Source organism: Vibrio sp. S17_S38, assembly GCF_014694375.1.
Taxonomy (GTDB): Bacteria; Pseudomonadota; Gammaproteobacteria; order Enterobacterales; family Vibrionaceae; genus Vibrio.
Genome location: NZ_JAAUWW010000012.1, coordinates 37991 through 51126 on the forward strand (window position 1 = coordinate 37991; position 13136 = coordinate 51126).

Here is a 13136-nt window from a genome sequence, read left to right on the forward strand (position 1 = left end):
GCTTGATAAATGTGATCTGATTAACATCTATCGTGAATGCTTTAGGTTTCATGATTCGTAAGCTAAATAACTCAGTGTGATTCTATTCAAAAGTTTCAACGCTTTCACTTCGTATAATTTTCCCAGTACTTAAAAACCAGCGACATATTATAAAAACCATAACTAAGTGACACATAAAGGGAAATTATATGAAAAGATCCACTCTGGCTTTAGCTCTTGCTGCTGCTACCGTTTTACCACTTACTGCTCAGGCCGATGACAGTTTCTCATTCACTGGATACGCACGCTACGGTGCGGGTTACACGAATGAAGCTCCTCTTAATGGCTCTCTACAAAATGGTATTAACGTTATACAAACTGCCGGTAGTCAATATGCGAAAACAGGTCGACTAGGGAATGAAGGTAATGGTTTCGAGTTCAAATTAAATAAAGCTTTCATAAAAGACGATATGAAATGGGATGTCGCTGTCATGCTTGATGATGGCTATAACGGTAACCCAACTGGTATTTCACAAGCTTATGCGGGTGGTAGCGGTATTTTTGCCACTCAACCAGATGCTTATATTTGGGCAGGTCAACGATTCAATGATCGTGAACAACTTGGCGTGAACGATTACTACACACTGCAAAATGATGGTACGGGTGCTGGTGTTGATAACCTAAACCTGAACTTTGCCAAATTGGATTTCGCAGTTGTTGCGGGTGATAAAGGTCGTAATGGTCGTTATGCATTAACCACCAACTTACACGATATTATGCTTACCGATAACCAAAGCCTTCGCTTTCATGCCAACATGGGTTTTAGTAATGGCCAAACAACAGATAAAGATGCTGGTATCACGACAGACACGGATGATAATACTGCTTACCAATTAGCGGGAATTTATCGTCTCACTTGGGCAAACGGTTGGAACGAATTCCAAGTTCGTTACGGTAACGGTACTCGTAGCCAAATCTTAGACAATAACGCAGGTCAAGACGGTGATACTTTAGGTATCTTCATGCAAGGTGAAATCGATTTTACCAACAATATTCTAATGGAATACGCGTTAAGTCATGAAGACAGTGACTTAGCAAGTAACACAAGTGGCACGGATGAAAAATGGAACCAAGCGGTTATCCGCCCTGGATACCGTTGGAATGACCGCATGAGCACTTGGCTTGAGCTTGGCTACGATCAGGTAGAGTTTGGCGATAACTTAGGTACTAACTCATCTTGGAAAGCCACTCTTTCTCAAAACATTGGTCTAGGAAGCTTAATGGGTTCTCGTCCAATGCTGCGCTTCTACACCACTTACGGCCAACTTGATACTGACTACTTAGCCAATAATAACGCAAAAGAAGGCTCTTCTGATGCCCTAACCTTTGGCGCTATGTTCGAAGCATGGTGGTAAAAATAACACTGGTGGTAAGCCAATCGTACTGGCTGTAAACCAATGAAGACTAGGCGCTCAACATTCGAGCGCCTAAGAATCTAGTAAACCTAACAACCCTATAAAAAGTTAATTTCACTCTAACTTTTTACTTAATAATAATCCTTTCAAATGAATTTAATTTTCATTCCTTTTTGGGTAGCGCAGCTGGCTACCCAGAGAGGCTTTTTTTGATGTGGGCTCTAATCTAGTCACCATGAAACAAAGCTGAATTATTTCATGACATCGTTGAATTGTGTTTCCGCTTTCATGCTTTGAAGCAATATATCAAGACAACAAATTTAACGATGAGTTAACTCTCACGCTAGAACACATTTACTACTTAAAATCTCAACATGACAAAGAATAAAAGATTTTTTGGGTTGGCATTTCAAATTATGACTCACCACATAGCGACTAAAGGTAGTAAAGGCTTTCTATGACGACAATTAAACAAGTTTCAGAATTCGCTGGCGTTTCACAAGCCACCGTTTCACGCGTGGTGAACGGAAGCAGTCGAGTTAGTCATGATAAAAAATTAAAAGTGGAAAAAGCCATTCAAGAGCTTAATTATCGCCCAACCTCTATTGCTTATTCCTCAGCCCAAAATCGCTCAGGAAGTGTCGGGTTGGTGATACCTGAACTTTCAGGTCCTTATTACGGCAATATAATGAGTAGCATAGAAGAAACTTTACGATCGTTAGGTTACCAGTTAGTCGTCACCTCTGGTGCTCATAGCGCTCAAACAGAACAAACAGCGGTAGAGTTTTTACTCAGCCGTCGAGTTGATGCGCTTTTACTTTACACTTCATTTCTCTCAGATGACTATTTGATTGATTTAGAAAAACAAAATTTGCCGATTGTAATTTTAGGTCGTTCAATTCCCGAGCTCGCTTCAGGTTGCATTGAGTTAGATGACGAATTAGGCGGGAAATCTGCTACTCGATATTTAATAGAGTTAGGCCATCGTCAAATTGCTTGTATTACTGGCCCATTATCTAAACCCGATGCTAGGGCTCGCTTACAAGGTTATCGAACTGCACTTGAAGAAGCGAATATTGGTTATGATCCTAGATTAGTGGCTGAAGCAGGGTTTACCGAAATAACAGGAACGCGAGCAATGGAGAAAATACTCAATCGCAACCTTGATTTCTCTGCTGCGTTTTGTTGTAACGACTTAATGGCCATAGGGGCATTAGAGGCACTCAATAATAACGCTAAAAATGGTGAACATTCTATTTCCGTGATGGGATTCGACAACATTATTTTTAGCCAATATATCACTCCACCACTATCTACCGTTCATTATCCAATAGAAAAAATGAGTGTCGAAGCAGTACACCTAATTTTACAAAAACTGAATAAACAAAAACCGGATGTGCAATTTAAATTCACACCAACCTTAGTTATACGTGAATCAACAATGGCGCTTGCACCTCTATAACAATAACAACAGCCATTAAGACCAATAACAGTTTAAGGACGAAACGATTATGAATCTTAAATCTATAACCCTCACTGCCATAATGGCAGCCGGAACTATTAATGCTGTTCATGCGGAAGAAAAAATCCGTTTTGATGGTTTCCCTGACTTTGATAGCAGTTTAAAAGTCATCCTGCCTGAATTTGAAAAAAACACGGGTATTCATGTTGATTACTTGATGAATAACCACGAAGACCATCATAAAAAATTACTGACTAACCTTGCCACCGGTTCTGGTGCGGGGGATGTTGTGGTTATTGATGTGGAAAAAGTGGGAGACTTTGTATCCTCCGGCGGTTTAGTTAACTTGTCTGAGAAGTTTAATGCTAATCAATATCAAAAAGATTTCGCCCCTTATGCTTGGGTACAAGGACAAGATCCTAAAGGCAACTTGTATGGTATGCCGATCGATTTAGGTCCTGGCGTAATGTATTACCGCCGCGATTTACTAAAAGATACCGGTGACAATATTGATAACGTCATTACAGATTGGGATAGCTACATTGCTTTCGGTGAAGACCTAAAGAAAAAGGGGATTTTCTTAATCGCCGATGCAGCTGATGTGGCGCAAACCATTATTTATACCACTGTGGGTGAGAATGAAGGCTTGTATTTTGATGCAAAAGGAAAGCCTTTAGTTACTGGCCCTCGCTTTGTTAAAGCTTTCACTGTTGCTAAAGAGATCCGAGATAAAGGGCTAGACGCGCATATCACAGCTTGGAGCAACGAATGGTACGAGGGCTTCCGTAAAGGTACGTTTGCCACTCAACTTTCAGGCGCTTGGCTGCTAGGTCATTTACAAAACTGGATCGCACCAAAAACTGCCGGTAAATGGGGCGTATCTATGCTACCAGACGGTATTTATGGTAGCTGGGGTGGTTCATTCTTATCTATTCCAAAACAAAGTAAACATCAAAAAGAAGCATGGGAACTCATTAAATACATGACCACTCGTCGTGATATTCAACTGAAGCACTTTGCAACTATTGGCGGCTTCCCAGCCAATGTAACCACTTATGATGACCCAATGTTCTCAGCACCAGTTCCTTTCTTAGATAACCAAAAAGCACGTTTGTTGTTTGCGGAAATCACTAAGAAGATCAAACCAATTGTACCGTCAAAAGGGGATTCTGTTGCTCGTTCTATCATCTTAGAAAATGCATTAATGCAAGTGCTTGATGAAGGTAAAAACATCAAACAAGCGCTAGCCGATGCACAACGTATGATCGAACGTCGAACTCGTAATCTGTAACTCGCCTACCCGATAACTTAATTTGGTTAGCGCATATTCCGAACGTTGTAGAATCCACTGCCATGCATTCTAGTGAATATGTGTTAACCCTCCTTTAAGTAAAGCCAGCAAGGCATCGTTATTGATTTTTCAACAAGAGAACAAGCATTATGTCTCAAGTGAATAAAACAGCGGATCACAGTACTAAACCTCGGCCTCGGTTTTCATTAAAAACCTTAACCCCTTACAGTTTTTTAATGCCATTTTTAGTGCTGTTTAGTGTTTTTGGGCTATTCCCACTACTCTTCTCCGTTTATTTAAGTTTTCAGGCATGGAACCCGATTGAGGGTTTATCTGCTATGAAATACGTCGGCATTGATAATTACAGTGTCGCATTAACCGATCCTTGGTTGTGGCGATCACTCAAAAATACGATCTGGTTAGCTCTGACCTCTGGTGTCATGCAGCATTTAGTCGCGATACCTGTTGCCTACATTCTGGTATCATTTTCTGACCGAGCTCGTCATTGGCTCACCTCTGCCTATTTTTTACCGTACATCACCTCAACCGTTGCGGTATCACTGATCTTTTTTAATATGTATTCACCTCACTCAGGTGTTATCAACCAAACATTAACGTCACTCGCACATAGCCCGTGGCTTGGTTGGGCTTTTTCTTGGGTGCTGGACTACCAACCTATTCGATGGTTAGAAAACGCCACTTTAATAAAGCCCTCCATTGCTTTCGTTGTTTTCTGGAAATATACCGGTTTCAATATCGTGCTCTACACCACAGGTTTAATGACTATTCCTAAAGATATTTTAGAAGCGGCAAGAATGGATGGCGCTAACGCTTTACATCGTTTTTGGCATATCTCTTTGCCAATGATCCGCCCGTTTATTTTCTTTGCCATAACGTTAACTATTATTGGCAACTTACAACTATTTGAAGAACCATTCGTGTTAACTCGCGGTACGGGCGGAACAGGTCAAGCAGGTTTAACTATCTCAATGTATCTCTATAAAGTTGGCTGGGAATGGCTAGAAATGGGAACGGCATCTGCTATTTCTTGGCTGCTATTTGCCTTAATCGCAACGATGACTGCATTACAATTTTTCTTCTTCGGTAAGAAAGGATTAGAGGCTCATTAATATGCAAGAGATCACTATGGATACCACAACCAATAAGCCGACAATTCGTTGGGGACAGATCGTTACCAAAATCGTGCTAATCATCATTGGCATAATATTGACCATCTCAGCAGTAATGACCGTGTTCCCTTTCTTGTGGTCCGCTTTACTCGCTACACGCGATCGCACCGAAATTTTTGGTGTTGATCTGAGTTTCGCCATCGGGGATAGCTTAGGCTATAACTACCAGAAATTACTCGAAATCATGCCATTTTGGCAATCAATGTTTAATAGCTTGCAAGTGTCTTTTTTAGGTACAACCATCTCTCTGCTCTTTTGCAGCATGGGTGGCTATGCATTTGCGGTGTATAAGTTTAAAGGTAAGAGTTTGCTCTTTGGATTCCTCGTGGGTTCGATGATGATCCCACCGGTTCTAAGTATTATTCCTTATTATTTAACCGTTCAATTTCTTGGTTTATTAGATAATACCATCGCAGTGTGGTTGCCATTTACCGCTACACCTTTTGGTATTTTCTTAATGCGCCAACATATCATTGCATCGATTCCAAGAGAGTTATTAGAGGCGGCAAAATTAGATGGTGCAGGTGAGTTTAGAACCTATTGGAGCGTTGTACTTCCACTGCTAAAACCAGCACTGGCAACACTCGCAATTGTTCAATTTGTTTTCTTTTGGAATAACTTTTTGACGCCATTAATCGTGCTCAACTCAACTGAAAATTATGTGGTTACTTTGGCATTACGTTCAGTACAAAACTTACCAAATACACCTTGGGGTGCCGTGATGCTAGGAACATTTATTTCGATCCTGCCAATCGCAACCTTCTATTTGTTTGCTTCTCGCCAAATGATCAGCGGACTGACATCCGGCGCAGTTAAAGGTTAACCCACATTAAATATTAGTTTGTGGTGAGCGCGTCTCATCACTGAGGACAAGAATATGGCACAAGTTGAATTTAAAAATCTAAAAAAGTCTTTTGGCGATGTTGATGTGGTCAAAAAGTTTGATTTAAAGGTAGAGGATGGTGAGTTTCTCGTCCTTCTCGGTCCTTCGGGATGTGGTAAATCCACCATATTACGCATGTTAGCAGGTCTTGAAGATATTAGCGGCGGTGAAGTCATCGTTGGCGATCGCATTGTTAATGATGTCGATGCAAAAGAGCGCGACTTAGCGATGGTATTCCAAAGCTATGCCTTATACCCACACATGACGGTGTATGAAAACATTGCTTTTGCTTTGAAACTAAAAGGAATGAAGAAGCCTGCAATAGATGCTGAAGTGCGTAAAGCTGCCAAAATGTTGGAGCTTGATCCCCTACTTGATCGTAAACCAAAGGAACTTTCAGGTGGTCAACGCCAGCGAGTTGCCATGGGGCGTGCAATGGTAAGAACGCCGAAAGTGTTCTTGTTTGATGAGCCGCTTTCCAACCTTGATGCTAAATTACGCGGCACCATGCGCGACGAAATCAAAGCATTGCATCGAAAGCTAAAAACCACAACGATATATGTTACCCATGATCAAATCGAAGCCATGACATTGGCCAATCGAGTAGTCATTTTAAAAGATGGGTATATTGATCAAGTCGGCACACCCGAAGATGTATTCCGTCATCCCGCTAATAAATTTGTCGCACAATTTATTGGTAATCCTTCGATGAATATCTTACCCGGCACTATTTTCATCCGTGGAGAAAGCGTACTGTTAGATATTGCGGGGACACAAATAGCGTTGCCGGATCGTTTTAAACTTAATATTCATGATGGGCAACATGTTGATGTGGGTATTCGTCCAACCGATATCTATTTAAAAACCAGCCATATTGAGCATGATAATATTCAATCCTTTGCTGTCGAATTAAAAGATAAAGAATTATTAGGGGCGAACATGTTATTAAAAACACATATCGGTAAGGAGTTACTTCTCATAGAAACCAGTGTGATGGATCTGAAATACAATATTATCGATATAGTATGGGACTTAGATGCTTTGCATATCTTTGATAAAGACAGTGGACAGTCGCTTGCCACAAAGAAATAGCTGACGTTGATACTGCCTCGATACAACTTGAGAAAACCGTTACTTCAGTGGTAACGGTTTTCTCATTTATGGCACGATTTTATTTACGAATCAAATCTGTATGGAGCAGTGGAATCTCGTACTTTTAATTCAACAGGAGGAATGCGATGTTGCTGTTTGTTCCCATTAATAAGATCTAATAACGTATATACCGCCGCTTGCCCAAATCCTTCTAAGGGCTGCTTTACTGTCGTTAAAGGTGGTACAAAATAGCTCGACATTATTAAGTCATCAAACCCCACAACTGAAACATCGTGCGGAACGCGAATACCATGTTGATATAAGGCCTGCATCGCGCCATAAGCACTTTGATCATTGGCAGCAAATATTGCAGTGAAAGAATGCTTTTCTTTAATTAAACGGCATACCGCATCAAATGAGTCTTTCATTTCAAACTCCCCTTTGCGGATCAATTTTTCATTAATTGTCAGTCCAGCATCCGTAAGTGCACGCTTATAACCTTCTAATCGTTGCTGAGCATCAGCATGACTAATAATGCCTTGTAAATGAACAATTCGATTATGACCTTGTTGGATCAAATGATTAGTCGCAATATAAGCTCCAATACTATTATCCACTTTCATGGAAGACACTTGCTTGCTTTCGATCTGCCGCCCAATTGATACTACTGGTATATTTTGAGCATAACGGTTTATTTGTTCATCACTCAAAGTCCCTGTAAGTGTCATAATGCCGTCCACTTTCTGAGCCATCAGCTTCTCCATCGCTTTAGTCTCAGCTTTATTATCCCAATATCCAGTTGCGATGAGTAGATTATAACCGCGGCTAGTGACTGCTTTTTCCATTCCCAGCAAAATTTCGCTTGAAAATGGACTTTCTGCACTTTGAATCAATACACCTAGCGTCATGGTCCGTGTAACACTTTTTGCTCCTTGCCGTACACTCGGTTTATAGCCTAATGTTGAAATCGCATTTTCAATTAATTCACTTTTTTCTGGCGCAACAAAAGTCGTTCGATTCAGAAAACGAGAGACCGTGCTTGCGGAGACACCGGCAAGCTCTGCCACATCATAAACTGTTGGCATAGATATTGTTTTAGCTTTCACTTCATCCCCTCAACAAGCAATATTTTATATTTTTAATTATTTTTATTTTCTAGGAATTATTTTAGGTGGTAAAAGAAAACCGCTCAATCGAGTTGATTAAAAAATGCCGAGTAAGGCAGATCTTCGCGAAGTTATTCCTATCTCATTGGGGGGAAGTTGCAGGTAAATAAAAAGCAGCACCAATTTGGCACTGCTTTATGCTGTTACTACATATTTTATCGTAGAGGAATGATTCTAATCCTTAACGAGTCGATTACACGATCTAATCCACGCCTATCTAATCAACGAGTAAACAAGCAACCGAATGGACATCAGATCCTTTAATTTTCGGTTTCTGCTCAGCACATTGCACAGTAGCAATTGGACAGCGCGTACGGAAAACACAACCCGATGGTGGGCTGATTGGCGATGGTAAATCCCCTTCCAACATCTGGATCTTCTTAGCTCGTTCTTTACGTGGGTCAGGGATCGGCACCGCAGACATAAGCGCTTTAGTATATGGATGTTTCGGGTTGGCAAACAAAGCATCCGATTCACCCAGTTCAACCGCATTACCTAAGTACATCACTAAAACTCGATCAGATATATGCTTCACGACGGATAAATCATGCGCGATAAACACCAAACTCAGACCAAGCTCATTTTGTAGCTCTTTAAGTAGATTCACCACTTGGGCTTGAATAGAAACATCCAACGCTGAAACCGGCTCATCACAAATGATCATTTTTGGGTTTAAAATCAAAGCACGCGCAATACCAATACGCTGACATTGACCACCAGAAAACTCATGTGGGTAACGGTTGATCACGTTTGGTAGCAAGCCTACTTTGTCCATCATCGCTTTTACTTTAGCTTTCACTTCCACTTTTGACAGCTTCGGATAAAACGTTACTAAAGGTTCAGCGATAATATCTCCAACACTCATACGAGGATTCAATGACGCCAACGGATCTTGAAAAATCATTTGAATTTCTTTGCGTTTTTCACGCTTTTGCACCGCTTGCATACGCGTTAAATCTTGGCCTAGCCACAGAACTTCACCTTCCGTTGCTTCTACCAAACCCACAATAGCGCGCGCAAAAGTGGATTTACCGCAACCAGATTCACCTACAACACCAAGCGTTTCACCTTCATATAAACGAACGTTTACGCCATCAACCGCTTTTAGCTTCAACGGTTTAGCCCAAGGCCATGCTGATTTTGGCGCAATATTGAAATGAACTTTAAGATCTTTAATATCGAGCAGTAATTCTTTACCAATCGTGCTCGACTGCGGCGCATCTTGAATCACGTCTACGCCTTCTTTAATTAATGTTGACTGAGTCATTATTTCCAGCCCTCCCAATCAGAAAAACAAGCACGAGAACGATCTTCACCAAATGGAAGTAAAAGTGGTGCTTCACGACCACAACGCTCGGTCACACGATGGCAACGCTCTTGATACGGACAACCAACAGGTAAACGTAATAAGTTAGGTGGATTGCCGGGAATGGTCGGCAGCACATCACCTTTAGAATCTAAACGAGGAATTGCGCGTAATAGACCTTCTGAATATGGGTGGCTTGGATTATAAAAAATGTCCTCAACCGAACCATATTCCATCGTACGTCCAGCGTACATTACCAAGACTTTGTCACATGAACCCGCTACTACACCTAAATCGTGAGTGATCATAATAATCGCGGTATTAAATTCATGTTTCAGCTCATTCAACAAATCCATAATTTGTGCTTGAACCGTCACATCAAGAGCCGTGGTTGGTTCATCTGCAATCAGTAATTTAGGACGACATAATAATGCCATGGCAATCATCACACGTTGGCGCATACCACCTGAAAATTCATGTGGATACATGGTAATACGATTACGTGCTTCAGGAATTTTCACCGCCTCAAGCATACGAACCGATTCTTCAAACGCTTCTGCTCTACCCATACCTTTGTGCAGCATTAATACTTCCATTAGCTGATCGCTAACTTTCATATAGGGATTAAGTGACGTCATTGGGTCTTGGAAAATCATCGCAATTTGTTCAGCGCGAATCGTGTTCAATTTTTTCTCAGGCAAGTTAAGGATCTCTTGTCCTTCAAACTTAGCACTGCCGGTGATCACACCATTTTTTGCCAGCAAACCCATGATGGCGAATACGGTTTGAGATTTACCTGAACCAGATTCACCCACAATACCGAGTGTCTCACCTTGTTGTAGTGAGAAGTTTAAATCGTTGACCGCCGTTACCATGCCGTCTTGAGTTTTAAATTCAACCCGTAAGTCTTTTACATCTAATAAGCTCATAATACGTCCTTGTTCTTATCTGTCTTTCGGGTCGAGTGCGTCACGTAGACCATCGCCAACATAGTTAAAGCAGAATAGCGTTACCACCATAAATGCAGCAGGAAACCCGAGCTGCCAAATCGCAATCTCCATGGTTTGTGCGCCTTCTTGCAATAATGCTCCCCAACTTGTCATTGGCTCTTGAACCCCAAGACCAAGGAAAGATAAGAAAGATTCAGTCAAAATCATGCTTGGTACTAGTAACGTTGAGTACACGGCAACAATACCTAATACGTTTGGCACAATATGGCGAGTAATGATTTTCCAATTACTCACCCCACATACATAAGCTGCTTCAATGAATTCTTTGTTACGCAGGCTTAAGGTTTGACCACGCACGATACGCGCCATATCAAGCCAAGCAATCGCACCAATCGCCACAAAGATCAAGATGATATTACGACCAAAAAAAGTAACCAGTACAATAACAAGGAACATAAATGGTACGGCGTATAAAATTTCAAGAATACGCATCATGATACGGTCGGTTCTTCCACCAATAAAACCAGATGCTGCGCCATAAAGAGTACCAATAAGCACGGCAACTAAAGCACCAAGAATACCTACCATTAATGAAATACGTCCGCCCATTAAGGTTCGAACATACAAATCACGACCTAAGCTATCAGTACCAAAAACATGCTCAGCAGAAGGTGCAGCTTGCAATGAATACCAATCAGTATCGTCGTAAGCAAAATGAGCAAACATAGGTAAGAAAATAACGGCAAGCGTGATACAAGCAAGAATAACTAAACTAATCATTGCCGCTTTGTTACGCATAAAGCGGATACGAGCATCTTGCCAAAGACTACGACCTTCTATCTCTAAATTTTCAGAGAACTTTTCGAGTGCTTCTATATTTTGTTGTTTATTTAACATAGCATCAGTCCCTGATTAGTAACGGATTTTCGGGTCAATATAAGCCAGCAATACATCCACGATGGCATTGAAAATAATGAATAAGAAACCAATTAAAATCGTGATCCCCATAACCAACGAATAATCTCGGTTAAAGGCAGCGTTCACGAATAATTTACCGATCCCCGGTAAGCCAAAGATGGTTTCTATCACAACTGAACCAGTAATAATCCCAACAAAAGCTGGCCCCATATAAGAGACAACAGGTAATAGTGCAGGTTTAAGTGCGTGTTTTACCACGATGTATTTATAACTTAATCCTTTAGCACGAGCGGTACGGATAAAGTTACTGTTGAGTGTTTCAATCATGCTGCCACGAGTAATACGGGCGAAAGTCGCCACATAAAGAAGTGACATCCCCACCATTGGGAGGAACATAAATTGAAAGCCACCGCCTTTCCAACCACCAGCAGGAAACCAACCAAGATTGATAGAAAATATATAAATTAACACGGGAGCCAACACAAAGGATGGCATCACCACCCCGAGCATGGCGGTGGACATAATGGTGTAATCAACCCACGTATTTTGCCGTAATGCTGCAATCGTCCCGACGGAAACCCCAAGGATTAGTGTGAATATAAAAGCAAAGAAACCTACTTTAGCCGATACAGGTAATGCGGCGTAAACCAATTCGTTTACGGTGTAATCTTGGTACTTAAATGACGGACCAAAATCACCTTGAAGAATATTGGTTAAATACGTAGTGTACTGAGTCAATACTGGCTTATCCAAACCGTATTTGGCATTAATATTTGCCATGACTTCTGGCGGCAATGGGCGCTCACTTGAGAACGGATTACCTGGAGCAAAACGCATCAGAAAGAAAGACACTGTGATCAATACCAATAGTGTCGGTATTGCTTCTAATAGTCTTTTCAAAATGAATTTAAACATAGTATAACTTCCAGTTGTGACTAATGAATAATGAGCCTGCCAAAATGGGCAAGCATTCCTTTTTATATTGTTATTATTTTATACTGTTTACTATTCTAACGATCCTTGTTCAAACAATTAAGCACCTCTAACTAAACCCGATTAGATACATTTATGCTAATTAGGGAATAATGACTTAATCGATGAGAAAGTGATAAGTTCTGAAGTATTGCGAGAGGAATATTTACGACTGATTGCCATGTAAAGCGACGATGCAAGTGTGCGTTACAAGCAAAAAAATACAAGCATTGAGATGTAATCGGGGCAACTAAAATTGCTAATTTTTGAATTCTATTCTGATACATACATCGACTCCTTGACCTGTATGATAACTAAAATAGGACGCATCCAAAGTGCGAACCGATACGAGCTAAAGCAACATCCATGCCATTTAGTAGCTCATCTCACTATTTCAGAATTTAACCCTAACAATAATCAATATAATAATCTACTAATTCAACAATAGAATAATAGATACTTTGATGTTAATGCATTGTTGCAAAACAAAACACCAAAACTGAGTAAAAATT

The 13136-nt window shown here is 40.8% G+C and carries 11 protein-coding genes; 6 read left to right on the forward strand and 5 right to left on the reverse strand.

Features of this window, described 5'->3' with window-relative positions; genetic code table 11:
- Positions 1 to 188 precede the first annotated feature (188 nt).
- The 6 genes from HC725_RS10680 (at position 189) to HC725_RS10705 (ending at position 7312) form a co-directional block, all read left to right on the forward strand.
- On the forward strand, positions 189 to 1394 hold the full coding sequence (locus HC725_RS10680; protein ID WP_190331804.1) for a carbohydrate porin: 1206 nt from the start codon (positions 189 to 191) through the stop codon (positions 1392 to 1394).
- Between the two features lie 457 nt (positions 1395 to 1851).
- Positions 1852 to 2856 (forward strand): LacI family DNA-binding transcriptional regulator, encoded by a 1005-nt coding sequence (locus HC725_RS10685; protein WP_190331805.1) that lies wholly within the window; start codon positions 1852 to 1854, stop codon positions 2854 to 2856.
- A gap of 49 nt (positions 2857 to 2905) precedes the next feature.
- Complete coding sequence (locus tag HC725_RS10690; protein ID WP_190331806.1) at positions 2906 to 4147, forward strand: extracellular solute-binding protein; 1242 nt, start codon at positions 2906 to 2908, stop codon at positions 4145 to 4147.
- A gap of 149 nt (positions 4148 to 4296) precedes the next feature.
- Positions 4297 to 5277, forward strand: a complete 981-nt coding sequence (locus HC725_RS10695) for a carbohydrate ABC transporter permease (RefSeq protein ID WP_190331807.1) — start codon at positions 4297 to 4299, stop codon at positions 5275 to 5277.
- 16 nt (positions 5278 to 5293) lie between these two features.
- Positions 5294 to 6160, forward strand: coding sequence for a carbohydrate ABC transporter permease (locus HC725_RS10700; RefSeq protein WP_446751365.1), 867 nt, complete (start codon positions 5294 to 5296; stop codon positions 6158 to 6160).
- A gap of 54 nt (positions 6161 to 6214) precedes the next feature.
- A complete protein-coding gene (locus HC725_RS10705) occupies positions 6215 to 7312 on the forward strand; it encodes an ABC transporter ATP-binding protein (protein ID WP_190331809.1) in 1098 nt (365 codons plus the stop codon).
- A gap of 83 nt (positions 7313 to 7395) precedes the next feature.
- On the opposite strand, the gene HC725_RS10710 is transcribed toward HC725_RS10705, so the two are convergent.
- The 5 genes from HC725_RS10710 to oppB form a co-directional block, all read right to left on the reverse strand.
- A complete protein-coding gene (locus HC725_RS10710) occupies positions 7396 to 8397 on the reverse strand; it encodes a LacI family DNA-binding transcriptional regulator (RefSeq protein ID WP_190331871.1) in 1002 nt (333 codons plus the stop codon).
- 298 nt (positions 8398 to 8695) lie between these two features.
- Positions 8696 to 9745: a murein tripeptide/oligopeptide ABC transporter ATP binding protein OppF gene (gene oppF / locus HC725_RS10715; protein WP_190331810.1), complete on the reverse strand. Its 1050-nt coding sequence runs from the start codon at positions 9743 to 9745 to the stop codon at positions 8696 to 8698.
- Complete coding sequence (gene oppD, locus HC725_RS10720; protein ID WP_190331811.1) at positions 9745 to 10713, reverse strand: ABC transporter ATP-binding protein; 969 nt, start codon at positions 10711 to 10713, stop codon at positions 9745 to 9747. Before oppD ends, oppF begins: the two co-directional genes overlap by 1 nt.
- Positions 10714 to 10728: 15 nt before the next feature.
- Positions 10729 to 11631 carry an oligopeptide ABC transporter permease OppC gene (gene oppC, locus HC725_RS10725; RefSeq protein ID WP_190331812.1) on the reverse strand — a complete coding sequence of 301 codons (903 nt, stop codon included), beginning with the start codon at positions 11629 to 11631 and terminating at the stop codon, positions 10729 to 10731.
- Positions 11632 to 11646: 15 nt separating this feature from the next.
- Entirely contained in the window at positions 11647 to 12567 is a 921-nt protein-coding gene (gene oppB / locus HC725_RS10730) for an oligopeptide ABC transporter permease OppB (RefSeq protein ID WP_190331813.1), read from the reverse strand.
- Between the last annotated feature and the right edge of the window lie 569 nt (positions 12568 to 13136).

Excerpts from the sequence above, each read along its gene's own strand:
- oppC (WP_190331812.1), bottom strand. The coding sequence starts at position 11,631 with ATGTTAAATAAACAACAAAATATAGAAGCACTCGAAAAGTTCTCTGAA.
- HC725_RS10695 (WP_190331807.1), top strand. The coding sequence starts at position 4,297 with ATGTCTCAAGTGAATAAAACAGCGGATCACAGTACTAAACCTCGGCCT.
- oppF (WP_190331810.1), bottom strand. The coding sequence starts at position 9,745 with ATGACTCAGTCAACATTAATTAAAGAAGGCGTAGACGTGATTCAAGAT.
- oppB (WP_190331813.1), bottom strand. The coding sequence starts at position 12,567 with ATGTTTAAATTCATTTTGAAAAGACTATTAGAAGCAATACCGACACTA.
- HC725_RS10690 (WP_190331806.1), top strand. The coding sequence starts at position 2,906 with ATGAATCTTAAATCTATAACCCTCACTGCCATAATGGCAGCCGGAACT.
- HC725_RS10700 (WP_446751365.1), top strand. The coding sequence starts at position 5,294 with ATGGATACCACAACCAATAAGCCGACAATTCGTTGGGGACAGATCGTT.
- HC725_RS10685 (WP_190331805.1), top strand. The coding sequence starts at position 1,852 with ATGACGACAATTAAACAAGTTTCAGAATTCGCTGGCGTTTCACAAGCC.
- HC725_RS10710 (WP_190331871.1), bottom strand. The coding sequence starts at position 8,397 with ATGCCAACAGTTTATGATGTGGCAGAGCTTGCCGGTGTCTCCGCAAGC.
- HC725_RS10680 (WP_190331804.1), top strand. The coding sequence starts at position 189 with ATGAAAAGATCCACTCTGGCTTTAGCTCTTGCTGCTGCTACCGTTTTA.
- HC725_RS10705 (WP_190331809.1), top strand. The coding sequence starts at position 6,215 with ATGGCACAAGTTGAATTTAAAAATCTAAAAAAGTCTTTTGGCGATGTT.
- oppD (WP_190331811.1), bottom strand. The coding sequence starts at position 10,713 with ATGAGCTTATTAGATGTAAAAGACTTACGGGTTGAATTTAAAACTCAA.